This is a genomic window from Caulobacter sp. UNC279MFTsu5.1 (genome assembly GCF_900114015.1).
In the GTDB taxonomy this organism is placed as follows: domain Bacteria; phylum Pseudomonadota; class Alphaproteobacteria; order Caulobacterales; family Caulobacteraceae; genus Caulobacter.
The window spans coordinates 58,361-80,308 of sequence record NZ_FORN01000022.1 but is presented as its reverse complement, the minus strand read 5'-3'; the positions used below and the strand labels follow the sequence as shown (position 1 = coordinate 80,308).

The 21,948-nt window shown below is 70.1% G+C and carries 15 protein-coding genes; 2 read left to right on the top strand and 13 right to left on the bottom strand.

Going from position 1 to position 21,948, the window contains the following annotated elements:
- The 10 genes from BM066_RS14060 to BM066_RS14015 all read right to left on the bottom strand — a co-directional run.
- A partial coding sequence (locus tag BM066_RS14060; protein WP_020487537.1) for an eCIS core domain-containing protein occupies nt 1-3,474 on the bottom strand: 3,474 nt, incomplete at its 3' end.
- On the bottom strand, nt 3,471-3,794 hold the full coding sequence (locus BM066_RS14055) for a hypothetical protein (RefSeq protein ID WP_018113092.1): 324 nt from the start codon (nt 3,792-3,794) through the stop codon (nt 3,471-3,473). The genes BM066_RS14055 and BM066_RS14060, both read right to left, overlap by 4 nt.
- Nucleotides 3,791-5,692: an ATP-binding protein gene (locus BM066_RS14050; RefSeq protein WP_018113091.1), complete on the bottom strand. Its 1,902-nt coding sequence runs from the start codon at nt 5,690-5,692 to the stop codon at nt 3,791-3,793. The genes BM066_RS14055 and BM066_RS14050 overlap by 4 nt, the downstream gene beginning before the upstream one ends.
- Nucleotides 5,689-6,927 carry a Pvc16 family protein gene (locus BM066_RS14045; protein ID WP_018113090.1) on the bottom strand — a complete coding sequence of 413 codons (1,239 nt, stop codon included), beginning with the start codon at nt 6,925-6,927 and terminating at the stop codon, nt 5,689-5,691. Before BM066_RS14045 ends, BM066_RS14050 begins: the two co-directional genes overlap by 4 nt.
- A gap of 6 nt (nt 6,928-6,933) precedes the next feature.
- A complete protein-coding gene (locus BM066_RS14040; RefSeq protein ID WP_089928885.1) occupies nt 6,934-7,878 on the bottom strand; it encodes a hypothetical protein in 945 nt (314 codons plus the stop codon).
- Nucleotides 7,875-8,582 carry a hypothetical protein gene (locus tag BM066_RS14035; protein WP_143093733.1) on the bottom strand — a complete coding sequence of 236 codons (708 nt, stop codon included), beginning with the start codon at nt 8,580-8,582 and terminating at the stop codon, nt 7,875-7,877. Before BM066_RS14035 ends, BM066_RS14040 begins: the two co-directional genes overlap by 4 nt.
- A 30-nt stretch (nt 8,583-8,612) precedes the next feature.
- A complete protein-coding gene (locus BM066_RS14030) occupies nt 8,613-9,134 on the bottom strand; it encodes a phage tail protein (RefSeq protein ID WP_018113086.1) in 522 nt (173 codons plus the stop codon).
- Nucleotides 9,135-9,151: 17 nt separating this feature from the next.
- Complete coding sequence (locus tag BM066_RS14025) at nt 9,152-10,813, bottom strand: phage tail sheath family protein (protein ID WP_089928883.1); 1,662 nt, start codon at nt 10,811-10,813, stop codon at nt 9,152-9,154.
- A 566-nt stretch (nt 10,814-11,379) separates the two neighbouring features.
- Nucleotides 11,380-12,576, bottom strand: a complete 1,197-nt coding sequence (locus BM066_RS14020) for a histidine-type phosphatase (RefSeq protein WP_018113005.1) — start codon at nt 12,574-12,576, stop codon at nt 11,380-11,382.
- Between the two features lie 126 nt (nt 12,577-12,702).
- Nucleotides 12,703-15,507: a TonB-dependent receptor gene (locus BM066_RS14015; protein ID WP_089928880.1), complete on the bottom strand. Its 2,805-nt coding sequence runs from the start codon at nt 15,505-15,507 to the stop codon at nt 12,703-12,705.
- A gap of 180 nt (nt 15,508-15,687) precedes the next feature.
- Between BM066_RS14015 and BM066_RS14010 the strand changes: the two genes are divergently transcribed.
- On the top strand, nt 15,688-16,449 hold the full coding sequence (locus tag BM066_RS14010) for a DeoR/GlpR family DNA-binding transcription regulator (RefSeq protein ID WP_089928878.1): 762 nt from the start codon (nt 15,688-15,690) through the stop codon (nt 16,447-16,449).
- A gap of 11 nt (nt 16,450-16,460) precedes the next feature.
- Nucleotides 16,461-17,360, top strand: coding sequence for an endonuclease/exonuclease/phosphatase family protein (locus BM066_RS14005; RefSeq protein WP_089928876.1), 900 nt, complete (start codon nt 16,461-16,463; stop codon nt 17,358-17,360).
- Between the two features lie 79 nt (nt 17,361-17,439).
- Here the strand turns inward: BM066_RS14005 and BM066_RS14000 are convergent, their stop codons facing one another.
- From BM066_RS14000 to BM066_RS13990, 3 genes are read right to left on the bottom strand one after another with little or no spacing between them, the layout of a single operon-like run.
- On the bottom strand, nt 17,440-18,828 hold the full coding sequence (locus tag BM066_RS14000) for an efflux transporter outer membrane subunit (protein WP_089928873.1): 1,389 nt from the start codon (nt 18,826-18,828) through the stop codon (nt 17,440-17,442).
- Nucleotides 18,828-19,970, bottom strand: a complete 1,143-nt coding sequence (locus tag BM066_RS13995) for an HlyD family secretion protein (protein WP_089928871.1) — start codon at nt 19,968-19,970, stop codon at nt 18,828-18,830. The genes BM066_RS14000 and BM066_RS13995 overlap by 1 nt, the downstream gene beginning before the upstream one ends.
- Nucleotides 19,967-21,637: an MFS transporter gene (locus tag BM066_RS13990; RefSeq protein ID WP_089928869.1), complete on the bottom strand. Its 1,671-nt coding sequence runs from the start codon at nt 21,635-21,637 to the stop codon at nt 19,967-19,969. The genes BM066_RS13995 and BM066_RS13990 overlap by 4 nt, the downstream gene beginning before the upstream one ends.
- Nucleotides 21,638-21,948 lie beyond the last annotated feature (311 nt).

The following is a 21,948-nucleotide window of genomic DNA, read 5'->3' as shown; positions in this document are numbered from 1 at the left end:
CTTGAAGCCGATGGGTTCCTTCGGCTTGGGCGGCGCGGGCTGGGCCATGGGATCAACCGCGGGAGCGTTGGCCTTGTCGCCGATCTTGAAGCCGATGGGCTCCTTGGGGGACGACGCGGCGGGATCGGCGCCGACCGTCGGCTCGACGGTGGGTTCGCCGGTCCTGAAGCCGATCGGCCGCTTCGGTGGGACCGCCGGCGCCGGCGGCTCGCCCATCGCAGGGAGTTCGGGCGGCTTCACGCTCGGCGGCGTCAGCGCGCCGGGCTTGGGCGCCAGGATCTTCGCCTTCTCCAGTGCGCCGCGCAGACCGGTGGAAGGCGAAGGCGGAGGCTCGATGACCGGCGGCCTCACGGGCGCGGCGCCCTCGCCGGCGCCCATGCCGCCCATGCGGATCTTGCCCTTCAGCGCCCCGGCGATGCCAAGGCCCGCGCCGATCCCGGCGCCGATCAGGGCGCCCATCAGGGCGCCGGTCCAGTTGACCTGCTGGCCCGTCGCCAGGCTGCCGATCACCTCGCCCGCCACGCCGCCGACGACATTGATACCGGCTTCCAGCCCGATCTTCAGGGCGACCGAGCCCACTCCCTTGAGCAGGACGCCGCCGGCGCCGCCGACCGCTCCGCCGATGGCGCCGACGATCATCGCCTTGACGACGCCGTCGCTCCATTTCTTGCCGTCGATCAGGTTCTCGGCGATGGTCTGCACCGCCCCGGCCGCCGCCCCGAGCGCGGCCCCGAGCAGGATCACGCCCACGGGTCCGAGCCCGCCCGCGGTCAGCACGGTGATGGCGATCACGGCGATGATGACGACGATCGTCACCACCCATTTGAGCACCTTCTTCCAGCGCGGCTTGACCTCCGCCGCGGCCTTCTTACCGTGGCTCTCCATGTCGTCTTGAAGCTTGTCGCGGCTCTGCTGGCCCCACAATCCATCCAGCATCTGGACGCGGCCCTGGCGGAGGTTGTCCTCCACCTGGTCGCCGAACTGCGCGTAGGCGGCGTTGGCGTTGGTCACGGCGGTGTCGAAGCCATCCTCGGCCGTCTTGCCGGTGGCGTCGGTCGAGGTCTTGGTGGAATCCTTCAGCTTCTGGAAGCCGGTCGTCGCCTGGCGGCGGATCCCGCCCGCGCCGTTGGCGAAAGCCGTGGCTTGGGTCTCGAAGCCCTGGACCGCCGCGGCGGCTTCACGGGCGGAAGTCGCCTCGCTGCCTTTCTGCGTCTCCGCGGCGGCGGCGGCCAATTGCGGGGCCACGGTGACCGCCTGGGCCGTCATGTCGGCCAGGGCCGAGTCCGGCGCGGCGCCGGCCAGGGCCTGGGAGAGTTCGCCGGGCTCCGGCGGCGGGGTTTCGGCGGCCGAGGCGACGAAATCGCCGATCGAACCGGTCAGGCCGTCGGCGGCCTCGCCAATCCCATCGGCGAAGGACCGAATGCTGCCGGCGATCGCCTGGTCGAGCCCCGCCTCGGCCGCGGCCGCGCCCTGGGCCAGGCCCGCGGCTTGTTCGGCCTCCGCGGTGTCGAGGCTGGCGAGGCTCTGGCCGGCGCTCGAGTCGAGCGCGCCTCGCATCTGGCCGGCCGCCGTGGCCGACTGCGCCTTGGCGCCGGTCTTCTGGGCCGAGGCGCCGTCCTCGATCTGGCGAAGCTGGTCGGAGAAGCCCTTGCGCGCTTCGCTGGTGATCTCATCGACCTTGCCCAGCACCTCGCCGCGGCTGTCGGGAATCTTGTTGGCTTCGGTCTCGGCGCTGGCCTGGAAGCTCTTGCCGTATTCCTGGGCGACCCCGATTCCCGCCTCGGCGCTGGCCTCCAGCTGGTCGTCATGCAGCGGCCCATCCAACACGGTGGATTCGCCGTTGCGCTGTTCCAGCAGTTTGGCGGAGCGGGATCTGGCCGCGCTGGCGGCGTTCTGGGCGGCGGTGTCGCCCACAGCCTTCATCGGCGCGGTCGCGGCGCGGTAGGCCCGGCCGATCCTCGCCTGTTCCTGAGCCGCACGCTTGGCCAGACCGCCGGCGGCCTTGTCATGCGCCCCCTTGGCCCGGGTCTTGGCGTTGACGACGCCCGCCTCGGCGCCGCCGTCGGCCTCGGCCTGGCCTTGGGCGATCGCGCCATGCACCGCGCCGCGCGCGCCGCGGATCTTCCGGCGCGCGGTCTGGCCGCCGGCCTTCAACGCCGCGCCCTGGGCGACGGCGCTCGCGCGGATGCCCTGGGCTGCGGTGTTGAAGGTCGCCAGCGCTCGTCCCGGAACCGCCATGGCGCCCGCTAGCAACGCTTGAACCTTCTGCGCCGTCCGGTTCACGAAGGTGCTGGCCAGGCTCTGGCCGGCGGTGCGCTTCGCCGCGCTTTCGAGAGCAGGCGGACCTTGCGAGTCGTCCGGCAGGAACTGGACCTGCAGGGCCTGGACCGCTCCCAGCTGGGCGCGGCTGGCGTTGAGCCGGCCAACCGCGATCTGCATCGCCGCGCTCGCCTCGCCCTGGCCCTGGCCCGTAGAGGCGCCGTCGGCCGCGTCGGACTCGCCGCCCTCGGGGCCGGCGGACGCGGGAGACTCCGTGGCGCCGCCGTCGCGCAGGCCCTGGACAGTCGCCTGCATCGTCGCGGTCGAGGCGGTGAGCGCCCGCTCGTGCGCCGACGGGACGCTTGCGGTCGTCCCGGCCTGGTGGGCGATGGGGGCCGAGGCGTCGCCTTGCCCCCGGATCTCCGGTCCCTGGTCGCCGCGGCCAGCCCCGCCGGCCGCCCAGTCGGGGGCGGGGCCTGCGGTCGCCGTCATGGCGTGATCCAGCTTGGCGGCCTCGCCGGCCGGCAAGCGCGCGCGGGCGCGGCCCAGGGCCTGGCCTTGGCTCTCCGGACTCAGGCCCCGTAGCCGCTCGCGCGTGGCCGGGGTCCGAAGGTCCGCGCCGCCGCCTATCAGGTCGCCGATCTGGTCCGAGGCGTCCTGGGCTTCCGGCGAGGTCGTGGGACCCGCGGCGTCTGGATCGGCGGCCGGCGGGACGTCGAGCGCCCGGCGGGAGATCACCCCCGGTCGGGACTGCAGGGTGTGGGCCAGTTCGTGGGCCATCAATTCTCGGCCCGGCGCGCTCTCGGGCCGGTGGCGGCCTTCGCCGAAAAAGATGTCGGGACCCAAGGTGAAGGCCTGGGCGCCGGCGGTTCGGGCAGCCGCGGCGGCGGCCGGGCCGTCGTGGATCCGCACCTGGCGGAAATCGTGGCCGAAGCGACGAGCGAAAAAGTCCCGCTGGCCAGCTGGCAGGGGCCGGCCATCGCAGCGGGCCGCGGCGATCCGCGCGTCCAGGGCCCGCGGCGCGGGCGTGGCGCCGGCGTCGGAGCCGGCGGCGGGCGGCAAGGACGGATTGGCCCCGCTCAGCGCTTGGTCGGCGGCGCGGTCGGCCTGGACCTCGGCGATGTCGCCGGCGCGGCCGATCCTGAAGGCCGAGCGTTGGGCCTGGGGCGTAGCCGCTGACGCTCTTGCGGGCGCTGGGGCGACGGCGCGGCTCATCGGGCGCTCCCTCGCGGATTCAGGCCGCCGGACGGGGCGATTCGGCCGACGATGGCCCGGGCGGCGGCTCGGCCGATCTCGCGCGGCGAGGCGTCCGGGGCGAGCGCCGGCCCACGCATTTCGACCTGGCGGAGGACCAGATTCTGGCTCTGCTGTGGCGGGCGGGCGAAGGGCCCATGCGGATCGCCGAGCAACTGGTTGAGTTCGCTGCGGATCGCGGCGGCGATGGCCGCGGGCTCGGCCTCGAAGCCGTCGAGCACCAGTTTGCCGATCTCCAGCCGGTAGTCGGCGTGTCGATCCAGGGGGGCGCGCCCGCTCATGTTTGAGCCCACCCGACCAGTTCGGCGCCGGTCATGGTCCGGCCGATCTTGGCGTACTCGGCTCGCGCGGCCCGACGCACATGGGCCATGGTGACGGCGGAATCCGCGTCCGCCGCCAGGAAGGCCGCGCCTAGGGCGATGTTGCGAATGTTGCCGCCGGGAACATTGAGCTGGGCCAGCTGATCGATCTCCAGCCCTTCGGTCGGGGTGGCCTTGGGGAAGACTCGCCGCCAGATTTCCGCGCGCTCGGCCACGTCGGGGAAGGGGAACTGAACGATGAAACGCAGCCGACGCTTGAAGGCCGGATCGATCGCCTGGGGCAGGTTGGTGGTGAGAATGGCCAGGCCCCGGTAGCACTCCATGCGCTGCAGCAGGTAACTGACCTCGAGGTTGGCGTAGCGATCGTGACTGTCCTTGACCTCGGTGCGCTTGCCGAAGAGGGCGTCGGCCTCGTCGAACAGCAGGACGGCGCCGGCCGCCTCGGCCGCGTCGAACACCCGGCGCAGGTTCTTCTCGGTCTCGCCAATGTACTTGCTGACCACCTGGCTGAGGTCGATGCGGAAGAGATCGAGCTCCAGCTCGCGGGCCAGGATCTCGCCGGCCAAGGTCTTGCCGGTGCCGCTGGTTCCCGCGAACAGCGCGCTGACCCCCAGGCCCCGGTTGCTCTTTCCAGCGAAGCCCCAGTGGTCGTAAAGCTTGGTCCTCTGACGGACATTGGCGACGATCTCGCGCAGGATGTCGGCCTCGGTTCCCGGCAGCACCAGATCCTCCCAGCCGGCGGTGGTCTCGATCCTCTGGGCGAGGTCGTCGAGTTGGCCGCGCGACTGGTCGCGGCAGGCCGCCCACAGCGGCGCGGTCTCGGCCAGGGCGGCGGCCGAGGCGATGGCGGCGGGGCCAAGGTCGAAGTGGGAGACGACGCGCTCGATCTCGTCCTCACGTCCCGCGGCCGCGTCGCCCAACGCCCGGCGCCAGAGCGCGGCCTGCTCGATCCGACCGGGCTTGGCGACTTCGAACCGCGGCAGCGGCCGGCCTTCGGACCGCAAGGGCTCGCGGCAGGCGACCAGGGTGACGGCGCGCGAGACGGCGGCGAAGGCGGCGGCGGCGCGCAAGGTTTCCGGCGGGTCGGCGTCGAAGGTCTCGACCAGCAGGGCGCTGTCGCTGAGCGCCGCCTCCCGCGCCCAGAGCCGCTCGAAGCCGGTGCGCTCGGTGATGGCGACGGGCAAGTCGGCGGCGCGGATCAGGTTCAGCCCCAGGCCCTTGGCGGCGCAGGCCGCAGCCGCCACCGCCGCGCCGCCGGCGTCGGGATCGCCGATCAACTGCACCGCGGGCCAGGCCGCGCCGCGGCGGTCGGCGGCGCTCCAAAGGGCGGCGATGCGCTCGGCGATGAGGTCGTGCGCCTCGGGGAGCGCCGTGGGCGCGGGGCCCGCGCGGACCAGGCCCTGCAACCGTTCGTCGAGATGCGAGACGCCGGCCGCGAAGTGCAAGACCCGTTCGTCGATGCGAAGGGGCGCTGTGGTCACCGCTTGGCCGGCGGCAAGCTCGATCAGCCGCCAGTAGCGCAGCGGTCCGGTGGGCGTGATGGCGCTCCAGTGCGCACCCGGCAAGGCGGCCAGGGCGAAACCGAACGTCGGCGGCCCGCCGGCCGCGACACGGACCGTCTCGGCGAAAGCGGCGTCCAGCTCGACTCCGGCGCACAGCAACAGCAGGTCGCGCTCGAAAGGGGTGAGGGCGAAACGGTCGGCGATCTGGTCGATGGCGGAGCCGGTCGACGTCGCCGCACGCTTGCCGGGCGCTGGTGCGCCGGGCGTCCGGGCGATCAGGCCGCGCAGCGCGTCCAGGGCGGCGATGAGCTCGCCCTGCGGGCCGTCCAGCCGGCTGGCGGACCAAGGGGCGGTCATGGGATCTTCGCCATCGGCGCAACCGGCGTCTGGCTGGCGTCCAGTTCCAGCGGGCTGGCGGCGCCGTCGATGCGCACCCGCACGCCATAGTCGCCGGCCTTGACGCCCGTGACCGGCGCCTCGAGCTCGGCGGTCGTATCGGTTCGGGCCAGCGTGGCGAAGGTGTAGGCCACCGCCGGACCGGAAAGCAGCTCGAGGGTGGCGAGTTGGCGGGGGCCGACCGGCGGGTCGACCTTGACCTTGAGGGTCGCCGCACGGAGCGCCGAGCCGGCCCCCTGTACGTTGGTCACCGTCACGCCGTATTTGCCGCCGGTCTTGGTCACTATCGGCTGGAGGACGAAGGCGGCGAGGTTGGAGGCGTAGGCGAACCGGCCGCCTGTCGGCGAGCCCAGATCGACGCCCAGGCGCGCCAGCGCCGTATGCGGCCCGGCCGAGAGCCCCGCAGGGAGCGGCAGGACGATCTCCGAACCTGCGACCGCGGTCGTGTGCGCGGGGACGCCGTCGATCTCCACCTGGGTGAGCACGCCGTCCAGGTCCTGGCCTTGGAGCAGGAGAACGCCGCCAGGAACGATCGGTCCGCCCGAGGCGGCCTGCACGCGGGAGATTTGCGGTTGGCGGATCGGCGAGGCGGAAAGGCCGAGCTGGCGAACCGGCAGGGCCGAGACCGTCGTCACCGGCCGCTCCAGGATCACCGTCGAGGCCTTGAAGGTGGTCGACAGAACGTAATGGGTTTGCAGGAAGATCGACCACAGCCGCGAAAGCTCGTCAAAGCTGAGATTGGTTGGGCTGAAGCGCACCAGATCGACTTGTTCCGCCAGGTCGCTGCCGGCGATGAAGCTGTTGGCCGGGTCGGCCAGCACAGTCTGGATCTGGCCGCGGGTCAGCTGCGGCTGGGCGTTCAGGAAGGCTACGGCGCCGCCGAGCAGGCGCTGCGGCTCCAGCTTCAGGTCGTCGCCATAGCAGCTCAGGAGGTAGTGCAGCTCGACGGGGGCTGCCGGCCGCCGCACGGTCTGGCCGTCGCCCCGCTGGGTCGGCAGGTCATCATTGGCCCGGAAGCCCTTGTGGCTCAGCTGGTAGAGGAAGAGGTTGATTCCGGTCGTCGGCAGGTTGGCGCCCGTATCCTCGCCGGGCCTGACCGCGGTGACCGTGGCGCCTGGCACATCGGCCTGTATCGCCGTCTGCAGCACATGCTTCAGGGTGGCGGTGACCGTGGCTAGGGCGCGGAAATCGCTCATCGCCGCTCAGCCTCCGGCTCGGCGGGCGAGGTAGTCGTCCAGCGACATCGCCGGCCCGCGCGGCGATGGCGGCGGGGCGGGGGCGGCGGCCCGAACCTCCACCCGGCCAATGGTGATCTGCACGTGGGGCGCGGCGGCGAGCGAGGAGGGGGGCTCGCGGGGGACACGCTGGTGTTCGCGGGCGGGCTCGAAGAGTCGTTCGGCGCGCGGTGTCGGTCGCGCTTCGACAGCCGTCGCCTCGGCGGGCGAGGTGAGGGGGACGGCGACCTCCCGCTGGACGATGACCGGCGGCGGCCGTGGAGGATCGGCCTGGGGCGGTCCCGCGGCCGGCCGGGCGGTGGGCGGGGCGGCGGGCGGGGCCTGCGCCTCGGCGGGGTCGCGGGCTTCGAGAGCCTCGGGGGCGGGGCGATCGCCCGGTCGCCAGGGCGGGGTTGGCGCTGCCGAGAGATCCTTGGTCTTCGGAGGCGTCCTGACCTCGGGAGCGGCGGACAGTGGCGAGGTGGCGCGCGCAGAGGCCTGGATCGGCGCGGCGGAATCCGCGAGAAGCGTCTGAGAGAGCGGCGGAGGCTGCGGAGGCGCGCGGGTCTGAGCGATGACTGGGGTCGTCGCCTCCGTCGCCTCCGTCGTCTCCGTCGTCTCCGTCGCCGACGCAGCGCGAGCGGACGGAATGGTCGCCACCGCCGATGCGGCGGCCCGGACGGATAGGCCCGGGATGATTTCAGGCTCGGGGTCAGCCGTCGGCGGCCTGGGGGGGGGCGTGTCCCGCTCGATTTCCAGGGTCTCTTCGATGAAGTCGAAGCGCAAGCCGTCCACACTGTCCCCGGCCTGGGCGGCGGTCGGTCGGGGGCGGAGCGGCGGGGCGGCGCCAGTTTCGCCGGGCGCGCCGAACGAAGAGTCGCCGCGGCTGCGGGCGGCCAGATAGGCCAGCACGCTGTTCACCGCCCCGTTCATGCGCCGATCAGCCCGAGATAGCGTCGCCGCCGTTGAGGCGACAACGCCAGGATCTGGTCCTCGCCCCAACCATAGGCCGAGGCGATGACGTGGATCTCGGCCAGCAGGTCCCCGGCCAAGCGGTCGAACCCGCGCCAGAGGAACTCGACGATATCGAAGGGGGAGCGCCAGTGGGCGGCGCAGTCCGGGCAGTCGAACGCCAGCGAAACGACCGCCTGCGGATCGTGGAGGTTCACCGCCGCGCCGATCGCCGCCTCCAGCGCCTCGACGGTCGCGGGATCGGTGGGGGCGTTCGGCTCCAGAAGGCAGAGACGCGCCAGGCCGCCCGCGGAGGCGCCGACCGGGTCCGCGAGGTCACCGGCCGTGGGCAGGCGGAAGGCCAGCGTCTGGCCCTCGCGGGTCAGTTCAAAATGTTCGGAGACGTCCTCGGGCGGAGCCACCCGGATGGCGGCCAGCGGCACGTCAAGTTCAAGCGGCTCGGCGCAGGCTGGGCAATCGACGAGTGCGCGGGCGATGGGCCCGAACATCCGCTCGTGCAGGCCAAGAAGCGCCGCGTCCCGCCTCCCGACGCTCAGGGCCCGGCAGGCGGCGTCGCTCAGCGTCGGCTCGGCCAGGCGAAGCAGGATCAGGCCGCGTTCGCCCGCCTGCGCGGCGCAACCATCCTCCCATGCCTGCAGCATCGCTTGAGCCAGTTTACGCGCCATCTTTCCCGCTCTCCGCCCCAAGCCGCGCCGCTACGGCTCGACGAAGCTCGGCTCCTTGGGCTCGACCACATCGGTGTCGCGTTGCCAGCCTTCGTTCTCAAGTTTGAGGGACTGGATCAGAACGGCGTTGGCGTTGGCGTCCAGATCGGCCTGGGCCTGGAACTCCGAGACCCAGCAGCGATAGATCTTGTAAGCGATCACCAACTGGCCGGCCTCGTTGTAGAGCTCGATGATGATGTCCTTGCGGAAATCCGCCAGCGACACCTCCTTGCCGAGGCCGGAACCATAGTTCCAGACCTTGTTCGCCCACTGCTCGAAGTCCTTGTCGTGGGTGACCCCACGCTCCAGCGTGATCGCCTCGAACTCGGTGCGGCCGGGCGTTTTGCGCGAACTGGAGAGGTCGCCGCCCTCGCGGTGCTTGACGACTTCGGTCGTGCGCTTGAGCGCGCTGACCTTGCTGACGCCGGCCACATACTTGTTGCCCCACTTCACGCGGAACTTGAAGTTTGCATACGGGTCGAAGCGTTGCGCGTTGACGGTGAAGGTGGCCATCGTTGTCCCCCTGTTCCTTAGACCGCGATCTGCCCGGCCATCTGTTGGATGCCGATGACGACGAATTCGGCGGGTTTGAGAGGCGCGAAACCGACCAACACATTGACGACGCCGAGGTTGATATCGGCCTGGGTGGTCGTCTCGCTGTCGCACTTGACGAAATAGGCTTCCCGCGGCGATGCGCCTTGGAAGGCCCCCTTTCGGAACAGCCCCTGCATGAAGGCCCCGACATTGAGCCGGATCTGCGCCCACAGCGGTTCGTCATTGGGCTCGAACACCACCCACTGCAGACCCCGCACCAGGCTCTCCTCCAGGTAAAGCGTGGTCCGGCGCACCGGGATGTATTTGTTCTCGTCGGCCAGCTGATCCGCGCCGCGCAGGGTCCGCGCACCCCAGACCACCTTGCCCGCCGCCGGGAACGCCCGAAGGCAGTTGACCCCCAGCTGATTGAGCTCGCCGTTCTCAGCGTCGGTGAGGCTGACGGTCAGGTCCGGCACGCCGTTCAAGGTCGCCTGGAGACCGGCGGGCGCCTTCCAGACCCCGCGGTCGCCATCGGTGCGGGCGATGACCCCGGCCACCGCGCCGCAAGCGGCGAAGGCCTCAAGCTGGTTGTCGCGCAAGGGGTTGGCTTGCCGCAGCCGTGGGAAGAAGATGGCTGCGTTGGCGCTGCGCGCGCCGACCTGGTCCGGACTGGCGGCGAAGCCGGTCTTGGCGGTGGCCTTGTCGATCCATCCGGTCGGCGCGTCGATCAACAGGAAGGCGCGCCTGGCCTCGCAATAGGAGGCCGCCGCCGAGATCAGCGAGACGTCGACGTCGTCGCTGGCGGTGTAGGGCGGGATGCAAAGCAGGTTGAAGGAATCGGCTTTCTCCAGGGCGTAGAGCCCCGTCTTGGCGGCTTGGCCGCCATTGGGGGTGAAATTGGTCTGGCTCAGAGCCAGGCCATCGTTGCCGGCCGCCGCTGTCTGGGCGTCGTTCAGCGCCTTCTGGGCGGCGGTGATCGTGGCTGGGACCTGCGGGTTGGCGGCCTGGGCCGCGGCCAGGGCGGCGGTGGCCGTGGTGATGTCGTCGTCCTTGGCGGCGACGGCCGGCGGGGCGGCGGGCCAGGCGCCGTCCCAGACCAGCAGTTGCGACTGCGCAGCCAGAACCTTGTCCAACCGGCGCGGACTGTCCTTCACTGTCAGGTTGAGGTGGCGTTCCCGCTTCAGCGTCTCGCCGCGGGCGTCGACTTCCCGCACGGTCAGGTTGAAAAGATCCGCCGTCTCCAGTCCGTAGGCCGCCGCCACGCTGGCGGAGACGTCGGTGTCCACAGTCGCCCGCAGGGCCGAGCCCCAGGCGCCCTTGGCCGCCGCCGCGAACGACAGCGCGCCGACCTTGATCTTGGCCTGGGCGGGCTTGGCGTTATTGGCGGTGTCGTTGTTGTAGAGACGCACGATGATGGCCTGACCGCCCCCATTGGCGAAGAAATCGCGCACCGCGAAGCCAAGCCGACTAGAGGCCCAGAGGCCGCCGAAGATTCGCTCGAAATCGCCGTAATTGTTGATCGTCACCGGCGTATCGACCGGCCCTCGCGCAGCGCGGCCAACGAAGGCGGTGATCGAGGTGGCCACCCCGGTTATGGTGTGCACGCCGCTGGGAATTTCCTGGACGTAGACGCCGGGATAGCTCAAGGCGACAGGCATTCGCTCCTCCATCCCTCACGATCCGAGATCGCGACGTGAATTCTTGCGGATAAGCCGGTAAACTTGGGAAAAATAAAACTATCGCGATCTCGGGCGCGGAAGCGTCGTAGACCCGGGTATTCGATCAGTAACTATCGGTCCGAATACACAAATTCATGCTTCAGGCCGCAAATCGCCTAGTGGTTGTAGCAGCCTCTTGTTAAACGCGCAAGAGCGCCTTGCGGCAAACTGGCCGAAGGCAAATGGCAAGCGGAACATGTGGTTTGCGCTCCCGGGAGTAGGATGAGGCGCAATGGGTTGGAGTATAAAGGTCAGGTAGGTGGACTAATTTCCAATCGGATCGTTATTCAATGAAATATACAATGATTTCAAAATACTGGTCTCATGCCTATTTCTAGAAGCGCGCCGATCGAGATCGGCGCGTGAGCCTTTTCATGCTTCATCGCTAAGCTTCAACGTGGCCGGACCGGGGGCGACGCCGCCGCTTCCACCCTTCTGAGACAGCGGGGACGTCCGCTCATCGACAGGGGGGCTTGGCGCGGCGCCGTCACCAGACACATGGAAGCCTAGTGGAGTGCAGTCTGGTCCGTGCGGGTCGCCTCGCGGAACCGACGCTGGAACTCGCCGAACGGAATGGTGTCACGGTCGTGGCCCAAGACCTCGATCGTCGACCTCGACACGCGGCCGCTCAGCCGCCGCAGGGCGTCCGGCGACTGCGTCTGGTAGCAGACGCGGACCGACCGGTTCCCGGCGGCGTCCACGAGGCTCACGAAGATCAGCGCGCCGCCGGGCGGGACGTCGCCTTTGGCGTAGCCCGGCGCGTCCAGTGGGACGCCGAGCGCCGCCGCCAGGGCGGTGACGTTGGTGTCATGACCCATGAACACGTCCAGTCCTCCGGCGCCGGGCGCATCGAGCGCCTCCAGCACGCGCCGCCCCAGCGGCCCGGCTTGTCGCGCCGCCATGTAGGGCGGCCGGGTGAAGACGTCGAACAGGGCCGCGTGGAGCGCGCCGAGGCGCTTGAGGGCGTCGGGCTCGACGGCGCGCCAGCTGGACCGGCCTGGCGACAGGCCCTCCGCATACTGCAGCAGCAGCACTTGCGCCGTGCCCGAGGCGTCGCGGACGGGGCCGGCCAGGTCCACGCCGCGACCGTCCGCCGAAGGGGTGAGGCGCGAAGGACGCCGCGGCGAGCAAGCCTCGGCCTCGCCGCAGCCGAGCACCCGGTCGAGCTCGTTGAGCTCCGGCTGTAGGCGGGCGGCCAGGCGATCGACGCCGCCCGTATAGGCCTGGATGGAGGCGATGGCCGCGGCCGGGTCGAAGGGCGCGACGCCGGCCCGCAGCGGCTCGAACAACGGATCGACCTCGTCCGGCGGGCGATGGCCCACGGGCAGGGCGCATCCCGGCGCCAGGCCTTCGGCGAAGGCTTGGCCGCTGGCGATCGTGCGCTGGGCGGTGTTCGTCCAGATCCGTACCTGCCCCGGAGCTGGGCATCCACGCTGGGGCAGGGCGCCCAGGCCGGCGAGCCAGCGCCGGTCCGATCGCCCCAGGACCACCAGCGCCTTTGCGCCGTGCGCCGTGAGATGCTCGGGGGGAACCGGCCAGGTCGGCCAGGGATCGCCGGTCAGCGTGCCCTCGGGCGCCTCGCCGACGATCGGCGCGCGCACGCCGTGGCGCATGACCATCACGACGCGCTCGACGCGCATCGGCCGACCCTGGCTCGCGCCCGCCCACGCCAGGGTCGCGCAGATCAGGAGGACTTGCGCCATCGGGCGCTGGTGTCGCATGCCGAACAAGGTCGGATCCTTCTCACTGGCCCCGGCCTGAACGCAGCGATGCGCCCCCGGGGAGAGGGGCGCATCGTCACTTCATGGCGCTGGGGGGGGATAGCGCCGTTAGAAGCTCTTCTTGAGCGTGAGCAGCGTGGTTCGGCCGGAGTCGACGACATCCGACAGGGCCAGGCTGTTTCGGCCGACATGCGACCAGTAGGTGTAGTTCTTCAGCAGGTTGGCGACCGAGAGGTCGAGCTTGAAGCCGTTGTCGAAGGCGTAGCCCATATGCAGGTCGACGCTGCGCAACGGGCGGACCCACAGGTTGTCCCACTCGCCGGGCTGGTCCAGCACGTCATAGCCGGACACGTAGGCGCCCGTGTAGTGGTAGATCACGTCGAAGCTGAAGCCGTCCTTCTGGTAGAACAGCTGGGCGTCGGCCAGCCAGTCGGGCGCGTTCTGGATGCGGTTGTCGACGCCGTCGCCCAGGTCGACGCTGGTCCACTGGCGGGTGACGTTCAACTCCGCGCCCAGCCCGCTCAGCAAGCCCGGCAGGTCCGAGAACTTCTGCCGCAGTTGCAGCTCCAGGCCATAGACGTCGCCGTCGCCGCCGTTGGTGGGTTGGCTGGTGGTGACCTTGCCCTCGGCGAAGGTGTCGGTGTTCACCGAGCTGGAGCCGTTGTCGTACATGTAGTCCGACAGGTGCTTGTAGAAGCCGCCGACCATGGCGTAGCCGCCCTTGGAATTGCTCCATTCGCCCGAGAGGTCGAGGTTGATCGCCTTGATCGGCTTCAGGTCGGGATTGCCGCGCGAGATCGAAACGCTGCCGTCGTCGCTGATCGAGCGGCGTTCGCCCCCGGCCAGCTGGATGAAGGCCGGACGGGTGTAGGACGTCCAGACCGAACCCCGGTAGACGGCCGCGTCGCCGGGCCGCCAGGTCACGAACACGCTGGGTAGCACTTCGTTGTATTCGGTGCGGCTCGTGGCCCAGTTCCCCGTCTGCTCGCCGGCGCTGGTGGTCGGGATCACCCAGTACAGATTGTCGATCTTCGAGTGCTCGTAGCGCAGGCCGGGCGAAACCTCGACGTCGCCGAACTGGTAGTCGGCGGTCGCGTAGATCGAGGCCACGGCCTCGTCGCCCTTCTGGGTGTTGCAGTTGAAGTTGTTGACCGCGTTGGAGCCGCAGGTGTCGAACGAGGCGGCGGTCTTGTACTTGTAGAAGTACTCGAACAGCTTTTCCTGGCTCACCTTCGGCGCGCGCCAGCCATACTTGCCGGGGAACACGGCGTCGTAATAGCCGGTGGCCAGGCCCAGGCTGTCCCAGGTCAGGCCGCCCTGGCCGATCAGGTTGGCGAAGTGGTCGTTGGTCCAGTCGCGGTTCGTCACGCGACGGTGGCTGTCGACAAACTTGCCGCCCAGCTTGACCCACTGCAGGGCGCCGCCCTCGAACACGCGCTTGGCGTCGAACTTGAAGCCGTACTTCTCCTGGCCGCTGTACTGTTCAGTGAGCTGGCCCGCGCGCCGCGCCAGCAGAGCGGTGTTGGCGTTGTTCAGGTCGTTGTAGATCGTGCTGGTGAACAGCGGATAGGGCAGGTTGTCGGCATAGCCGATCGACAGGCCGCCCAGCGGCCGGTTGGAGCCGCTATTGTACCTGTCGCTCTGATTGATCCGCGCCGAGGCTTCGATGTGGTTGGGGCGGTCATTGTCGCCCTCGCTGTAGAAGACCTGCGGCGAGAGCGTCCAGGCGCCGACGGTCTTGTCGAAGCCGGCCTGCAGCGTGGCGAGGTCGGCCTCTTCCGGATTGGTCTCGTACCAGACGCGGGTGGAGATCGCATCGACGCTCAGGGCGTAGCGGCCGCTGCCGGCGACGGCCTCCTTGTAGCTCTTGCTGGTGCTGACGAACTGGCTGAGCGTCGAGTTCTGCTGGGTCTTCGCATAGGCGTACGAGCCGCGCAGATAGGCCTCCAGGGTGTCGTCAGGACGCCAGCTCAGGGTGAAGTTTCCGCCCCAGCGCTCGGTGTAGCCGTTGGAGACGCCGACATTCAGGCCGGTCTGGGTGATGTTCTTCTCCGGGTCGAGACCCGGATAGCTGACGCCCGAGGCGTCGCGGACCAGATAGCTCCAGCCGCCGTCGTTCTGGGCGGACATGACGCCGGCCATTTCGCTGTTGGCGTAGTGGCGCTTGTCATAGAAGGCGCTGGCATAGACGCCGAAGGTCTGCTCGGCCCCGAACCTGTGGGCCCATTCGCCCGAAAGGCCGCCGCCCAGCCCTTGATCGCCATAGTCGCGGGCGCGGCTCTCGACGCGGCCGGAGGCGGTGATCGAGCCATGGAAATCGTCGTGATAGTCGAAGGCCGAGGGCGTGCGGAAATCGACCGTGCCGCCGATGGCGTCGCCGTCCATGTCGGCGGTGGAGGTCTTGTTGAGCACGATCGTGTGCAGCCCCGACGGCGGCAGCAGGCTCAACTGGACCTGACGGCTGTAGGGCATGCCCTGCGCCACGGTCACGCCGTTGATCATGTTGACGTTGAACTCGGCGTTCAGGCCGCGGATCGACACGAACATGCCTTCGCCACGCGAGGCGCCGTCGATGCCGCCGAAGAAGGAAGAGCCGGTGTTCATCACATTGACGCTGGGCATCATGCCCAGCGCCTCGGCGACATTGTGGACGGCCGTGTGCTCGAGATCTTCCGCCGACAGCACGGCGATGGCGGTCGCCGCGCGCATCTGCGTCTTGGCCGCATCGTTGCGCTTGGCGACGATCACCAGAGAGTCGATCGTGTCGGACGACTCGGCCGAAGGCGTGGCCGTCTCGGCGTGAACGCCGCCGACACAGGCCAGCCCGAAAACGCTCGCCAGAAGGACGGCCCTGATCGACTTGCCTGCTTCGCCGCGCGCACGCTGAGCGCGTCCGCCAATCCACTCGTTCATATCCACACCCTCGACTTGGTTCGCTGTTCGCGATGGCGCGGGGTCATACGTGTCGGATGAGACAGAGTTGCGACATTTATGCGTGATTCACGCGAAAACGTGCCGTTTCGCTTGATGGTTTCACATAAGTCGAACACAATTCCCACATCCGGTTCCCGTCCGGAATAGGGAGAAGCTGCGATGCTCAGGCGTCAGGACCGTCAGCGCGAAATACTGCGCAAGCTGAATCCGGGCGAAAGCCACGCCATTGGCCGCCTAGCTCAGGATCTGGCGGTTTCGGAGGAGACGGTCCGTCGGGAGCTGCGAGTCCTTGAAGCGCGGGGCGCGGTGATCTGGACGCACGGCGTTGTCCAACTGGCGGCCGCCTCCAGCGAGGGGCCCCTGGATCGGCGCATGCAGGAGAACGTCGTCGAGAAGACCCGCATCGCCGCCGCCGCCGCCGAATTTGTTCGCGAGGGCGACACCATCTTCATCGACGCCGGCACGACCGCCTGTTTCGTGGCGCGGGCGCTGGCGGGCGTCCGTCGCGAGCTGAAGGTGATCACCAACTCGTTGGTCGTGGCCGAAACCCTGGGCGGGCGGGACGGCAACAGCCTGTTCCTGGCCGGCGGGGAGCTGGATTATGATTACAAGGCGTTCTCGGATCATGTGGCCCAGGCCTATGTCGCCCAGTTCACGCCCCATCTTGCGATCCTGACCGTCGGCGGCGTCCACGCGGACCACGGCCTGACGGATCGGCATGCGCGAGAGGCGGCGATCAGCCGGATCGTCTATGAGCGAGCGGATCGGGTGCTGCTGGTCGCCGATCACACAAAGTTCGGTCGCCTGGGCCTGATCCGCACCGCCTCGCCGGAAGAGGTCGACATCCTGGTGACGGACAGGGCGCTGGACGAAACCTTCGCCCAGGTCTTCCGTCGCGCTACCGTCATCGTCGCGCCCTAGCGTCCGCCGCCATGATCACGAAAGCCCTCAAGTTCAGCCTGGCCGCGATGATCGCGGTCGCCGCGGCGTCACCGATCCAGGCTCGCGCCGAAGCGCGGCCTCTGTGGGTGATGAGCTACAACATCCGCTACGACAATCCCGACGATCGGCCCGACTGGCGGGCGCGGCGCGATCCCATGGCCCGCCAGATCGCCTTCGTCGCGCCGGACATCCTGGGCGTGCAGGAAGCGCTTCTGCCGATGGTCGAGGATCTGTCACGCGCCTTGCCCGGTTATGCACATTACGGCGTCGGTCGCGACGACGGCGCCGCGGGCGGTGAGAGCACGACGATCTTCTACCGGAGCGCCCGCTTCGAGCGGCTGCGCGCCGAGACCCGCTGGTGCTCCCCGACACCGGAGCGGCCAGGCAAGGCCTATGACGCGGCGCTCCCCCGCACCTATACCCGAATTGTGCTGCGGGACCGGTCGAGCGGCGCGCTGCTGGATGTCCGCAACGCGCACCTCGATCACGTCGGCGCGGAATCGCGGCGGCTATGCGCCCGGCAGATTCTCGACCAGGGCGTCTGGCCGGGCGCGCGCCTGATCGTCATGGGCGACTTCAACAGCGCGCCTGGCGACCCGCCTCACGCCGTGATGACCGCAGAACGGTCGCCCGTCCGTGACGCTCGGGACTCCAGCCGCATCGTCTTTGGTCCGGCGGGAACCTTCAACGACTTCTCGCCCGGCGCGCCGCCGGCGGGCCCCATCGATTACATCTTCATCGATCGCGCGTTCGAGGGGCTCCGCTTCGCGACTCTGACCGACACCGAAAACGGTCTGGCGATCTCCGACCACTTCCCGGTCGTCGCCGAGATCGCCTTGCCTCGACCAGGCTTGCCCGTTCAGGGGGCGCGGGCGGGGCGGCGACGCTGACGTCTGCAGTCGTCTCGACGGGCAACGTCGGCAGGAGGCGGCGCGGGTCTGATCGCGCGCCGGGTCCGTCCATCCTGGATCAAGACCCTCGCCCCGCCGTGCCGACATCCCATCCGCCGCCCAGGGCCTGATACAGCGTGACGGCGTTCTGCAGGCGGGACTCGCGAATCTGCGACAGCGCCAGTTCCGTCGCCAGCAGGCCGCGCTGGGCGTCCAACTCCTCCAGATAGGCGACATAGCCGGCCTGGTAGCGCTTGCGGGCGTGGTCGAGGGCGGAGGCGGCTGCTGCGCGCTGGCGGACGGCGGCGTCCTCCTGTTCGGCCAGGCGGCCGACGCCCTCCAGCGCGTTCTCCACCTCGCCGAAGGCGATGAGGGCGGTCTTGCGATAGGCGAAGGCGGCCTGGTCGCGGCGTGCGGCCGCCGCGTCCGACTGGGCGCGCAGGCGGCCGCCGTCGAAGATTGGGGCCAAGGCGCTGGCCCCCAGGCTCCATACGGTCACCGGATCCAGATGCTGGACGAAAAGACCCCCGCCGGCCGCCGACAGCCGCACCTGCGGCAGGAAGGCCGCGCGGGCGGCGGCCAGGCTTGCGTCGCTGGCGGCCAGGCTGGCCTCGGCCTGGGCGACGTCCGGTCGGCGGGTCAGCAAGGCCGAAGGCAGGGGCGCGGCGGGTTGGGGGATCGCCAAGGCGGCGAGGGTTCCGCGCGCCACCGGGCCGGGCGCGTCGCCGATCAGCAGGGTCAGGGCGTTCTCCTGCCGGCTGATGGCCAGTTCCAGGGCCGGAACGCGTTGGGCGGCCGCCTCCAGTTCGCCTTCGGCTTGGCGCAGTTCGAGGTCGGAGGTCACGCCTTCGCGGGCCCGGCGGCGGGCGCGGGCCGCCGCTTCCTGCCGGGAGGTCAGCGTCGCGCGCGTCGTGGTTAATTGGGCGTCCAGCGAGACCAGGCCGACATAAGCGCGGGCGACGGCGGCGGCGACCGACAGGCGCGCGGCGTCGCGAGCGTAGTCGCTGGCTTGCAGGTTGGCGCGCGCGGCGGCGTCGGCCTGGCGCAGGCGGCCCCAGAGATCGACCTCGTAGGCGACCTGCAGCTGGGGCTCGAACGCCGTCGTTATGCTGGGCTGGCCGAAAGCGTTGAGGTCTCGGGACTTCTGTGCGCCGGCCGTCAGATTGAGCGAGGGCAACAACGCCGCGCGGGCCAGGCGGCTCTGCGCCTCGGCTTCGCGCACGCGGGCTTCGGCGACGCCGAGATCGGTGTTGCGGACCAGAGCCGCCGCGATCAGGTCCGAGAGGCGCGGATCGCCGAAGGCCTTCCACCAGTCGGCGGCGACGGCGTCTTGACCGGCCTTGGCCGGCGCGCGCCAGCCAGCGGGCGGGGCAAGGGCCGCTTGCGGCGGCGGCGCGGTCCTGGGCCCCGGCGTCGCGCAGGCCGCCAGAAGACCGAAGCTCGCCAGGGCGGGCAGGGCGCGGCGCATCAGCGGCGGCCCTTCGTGGCCGTATCGACCTCGGCCTCAACCGACATGCCCGGACGCAGGCGGACGAGGTCGGGCTGGCCGGGGTCGAGCGCGATGCGCACCGGCAGGCGCTGGGCGATCTTGGTGAAGTTGCCGGTCGCGTTCTGGGCCGGGAGGATGCTGAACTCCGAGCCGGTGGCGGGGGAGACCTGCTCGACGCGACCGGTAAAGCGCTGGTCGCCCAGGGCGTCGACGGTGACGGTCGCCTTCTGGCCCGGGCGCATGCGGCCGGACTGACGCTCCTTGAAGTTGGCGATCACCCAGCGCTGCGGCGGCACCAGGGCGACCAACTGGCTGCCGGCGGTGACGTACTGGCCGCGGCGCACGCCAACCTGGCCCAGCTGGCCGTCGGCGGGGGCGGCGACGACGGTGTTGACCATGTCGATCTCGGCCAGGCGCAGGGCCGCCTCGGCGGCGGCGACCGCGGCTTCCAGGCCCTGGCGTGAGACGCCGACCGAGCGGACGTCCTGGCGGGCGATCTCCTGGCCGGCGCGGGCCGAGGCCAGGGTCGCCTCCGCCGCGCGCAGGGTGGCCCGGGCCTGGTCGCGCTCGCGCAGCGACACCGAGCCGTCGGTCGCCAGCTCGGCGACGCGCGCCATGTCGGCGCGGGCGCGCTCGACCTGGGCCTGGGCCGAGCCGATGTCGGCCTCGCGGCTGTGCAGGGCGGCTTCGCGCGAGGCGCGGGCCTGGACGGAGTTGGCCAGATCGGCCTCGCGGGCGGCCAGCGTCGCGCGAGCCTGATCCAAGCGCTGGGCGTAGATGCGCTGGTCGATCTCGAACAGGGGCTGACCGGCGCGCACGGTCTGGAAGTCCTGCGCCAGGACCTTGACCACATAGCCGCTGAGCTGGGGGGCGACGAGGGTGACCTGGCCGCGGACATAGGCGTTGTCGGTCCGCTGCACCGAGCCGGCGAACGGCGGCAGCTTCCAGAGGAACAGGATCACCAGCACCAGCACCACGGCGCCGCCGACCGTCAGCAGGATGGCGCGCGTCGTGGGCGGTTCGGGCCGGGCGGGCGGCGGCGCGGCGGCGGCGGCGCGGTCCTCCGGTTGAGGCGCGGACTTCGGAGCGGATTGGGGGGCGGGCGAGGGCGCGTCGGTCATGCGGTCTCTCGGGCGGGTGCGGGCGAGGGGGGCGGGGCGACGGCCGCCATGCGTCGGGCCAGGCGGAAGAACAGGAAGCCGGCGTAGAAGAACTGCAGCAAGGCGACGATCCCGATGACTAGGAAAACGTCGTTAAAGGCCAGGACATTGGCCTGCTGGGTCAATTGCTGGCTCAGCAGCGCGCTGGCGTCGGCGGCGCGGAAGGCCGGATCGGCTTGGGTAGAGGCGTAGACGCCGGCATAGCCCTGCAGCGTGGCCGCGACCGTCGGGTCGGTCCCGGTCAGGCGCTCGGCCAAGCCCACGGCGTGATATTGCGTCCGGACGGTCTGGAGCGTGCCCAACACGGCCGCGCCGAACAAGCCGCCCAGGTTCTGGGCCACCCCGAACATCACAGAGAAGGTGATGATCGAGCCCAGGCCTCGGGTCAGCAACTGGCCGATGCCGAACATGAAGGACGGGCCCAGGAACATCGCCGCGGCGAAGGCCAGCAGCGCCTGGCTGATGAACAGGTTGACCGGGCCGATCTGGGGCGTGGCGCGGGCGTCGAGGAACGAGCCGACGGCGATCAGCAGGATCGAGGCCAGGAACTGAATTGGCAGGGTCTTCTGGTTCAGGGTGAAGGCGCTGGTCACGATGCCGGCCGCGGTGGCCGCCAGGACGATGCCGTAGAGCAGGCGCTGCTGCTCCTGGGCCAGGCCCACGGCCTGCATCAGGCCGGCGGCCCCGACGCTCTGCTCCGAGAGGACGACCCGCACCAGAGCGACGTTGAACGCGAAGCGCAGGAAGGTTCCGGTGGCCACCCAGCGGGTGTCGATCAGCGGGTGAACGCGGCCGTGCTCAACCAGGGCGCCGGCCGCCAGCAGCACGACGGCGGCGGCCAGGCACCAACCCAGCCACGGCGCCTCGAACCACCAGGCCACACGGCCCAGGCCCAGTACCGCGACCAGAAGGCCCAAGCCGCCGCCCAGCAGGGCGAAGGTCAGGGCGTCGACGCCCTCGAAGACGTGGATGCGCACGCCGTGGGGCAGGCGAAACAGCATGACGGCGGCCAAGCTCGCGGCGGCCAGGCAGGCTTCCAGCGCGTAGAGGCCGTGCCAATAGGCGGCGTCCAGCAGGCCGGTCGAGATCACCCGAGCCAGGGGCGCGCCCAACTGCGACACGCCTACCCCCAGCACCAGCGCGCCCATGCGGAACGAAGCCGGGAAGGCCTGCAGCATGTAGAACATGGCCAAGGCGGTGAGCGCCGCTGCGCCCACGCCGCTGATCGCCCGCAGCGCCAGGGCCATGGGGAAGTTGTCCAGCGCCAGGTGGGCGAAGGCCGCGATCGTGTAGAGGCTCAGAAACACCAGGGCGAACCGGCGGATGCCGAATTGCTGGCGGTACTTCACCAGCAGCAGGTTCATCGAGATGTTGGTCATTACATAGATCGTGGTCAGCCAGGCGCCTTGCGTCGGCGTGAGTCCCAGCGATCCCTGGATGGCCGGCAGGTTGACCTGGATCAGGGCCGCGCCCAGCGATCCGGTCACGCCGATCAGCAGGCTGATCAGGCCGTGGACGATGCGGAAGCTGATCGGGAAGTTCGGCGTCGACGGCGAGCCCGGCAGCAGCGGGCGCTCGTGCGGAAGCCAGTCCGGCGTCTGTCCGATCTGTTCGCCGTGCTGAGGCATCGTGCGGGCTCGATTCAGCCGCGTTTGGCCGCGGCCGACCAGCGCGGCTTGAGCGGGCGCGCAGCGACTCGAGCAATCGTCGAATCCATGGAGGCTCCTTCCAATGGGTGACATTGGTTTGACGCACCGGGCGGGTCAAATCCTGGCGCGCAACTTTCGCGGCCGTCGGCCGGATGGCTTTAGTTTGTCGCGGCGCGCGCGTCTGCCTTAGCCTCGTGATCAGGTCTCGATCCGAGGGGCAGGTTTGGCTCTCGACCGTAGAGCCAGTGTCCGTAATCGAACACTTGCCTGATCTTCAGACTGTCCGATTG

Bases quoted from the DNA above. Each gene is read 5' to 3' on its own strand.
- BM066_RS14055 (WP_018113092.1), bottom strand. From the start codon at position 3,794: ATGAGCGGGCGCGCCCCCCTGGATCGACACGCCGACTACCGGCTGGAG.
- BM066_RS14050 (WP_018113091.1), bottom strand. From the start codon at position 5,692: ATGACCGCCCCTTGGTCCGCCAGCCGGCTGGACGGCCCGCAGGGCGAG.
- BM066_RS14045 (WP_018113090.1), bottom strand. From the start codon at position 6,927: ATGAGCGATTTCCGCGCCCTAGCCACGGTCACCGCCACCCTGAAGCAT.
- BM066_RS14040 (WP_089928885.1), bottom strand. From the start codon at position 7,878: ATGAACGGGGCGGTGAACAGCGTGCTGGCCTATCTGGCCGCCCGCAGC.
- BM066_RS14035 (WP_143093733.1), bottom strand. From the start codon at position 8,582: ATGGCGCGTAAACTGGCTCAAGCGATGCTGCAGGCATGGGAGGATGGT.
- BM066_RS14030 (WP_018113086.1), bottom strand. From the start codon at position 9,134: ATGGCCACCTTCACCGTCAACGCGCAACGCTTCGACCCGTATGCAAAC.
- BM066_RS14025 (WP_089928883.1), bottom strand. From the start codon at position 10,813: ATGCCTGTCGCCTTGAGCTATCCCGGCGTCTACGTCCAGGAAATTCCC.
- BM066_RS14020 (WP_018113005.1), bottom strand. From the start codon at position 12,576: ATGGCGCAAGTCCTCCTGATCTGCGCGACCCTGGCGTGGGCGGGCGCG.
- BM066_RS14015 (WP_089928880.1), bottom strand. From the start codon at position 15,507: ATGAACGAGTGGATTGGCGGACGCGCTCAGCGTGCGCGCGGCGAAGCA.
- BM066_RS14010 (WP_089928878.1), top strand. From the start codon at position 15,688: ATGCTCAGGCGTCAGGACCGTCAGCGCGAAATACTGCGCAAGCTGAAT.
- BM066_RS14005 (WP_089928876.1), top strand. From the start codon at position 16,461: ATGATCACGAAAGCCCTCAAGTTCAGCCTGGCCGCGATGATCGCGGTC.
- BM066_RS14000 (WP_089928873.1), bottom strand. From the start codon at position 18,828: ATGCGCCGCGCCCTGCCCGCCCTGGCGAGCTTCGGTCTTCTGGCGGCC.
- BM066_RS13995 (WP_089928871.1), bottom strand. From the start codon at position 19,970: ATGACCGACGCGCCCTCGCCCGCCCCCCAATCCGCTCCGAAGTCCGCG.
- BM066_RS13990 (WP_089928869.1), bottom strand. From the start codon at position 21,637: ATGCCTCAGCACGGCGAACAGATCGGACAGACGCCGGACTGGCTTCCG.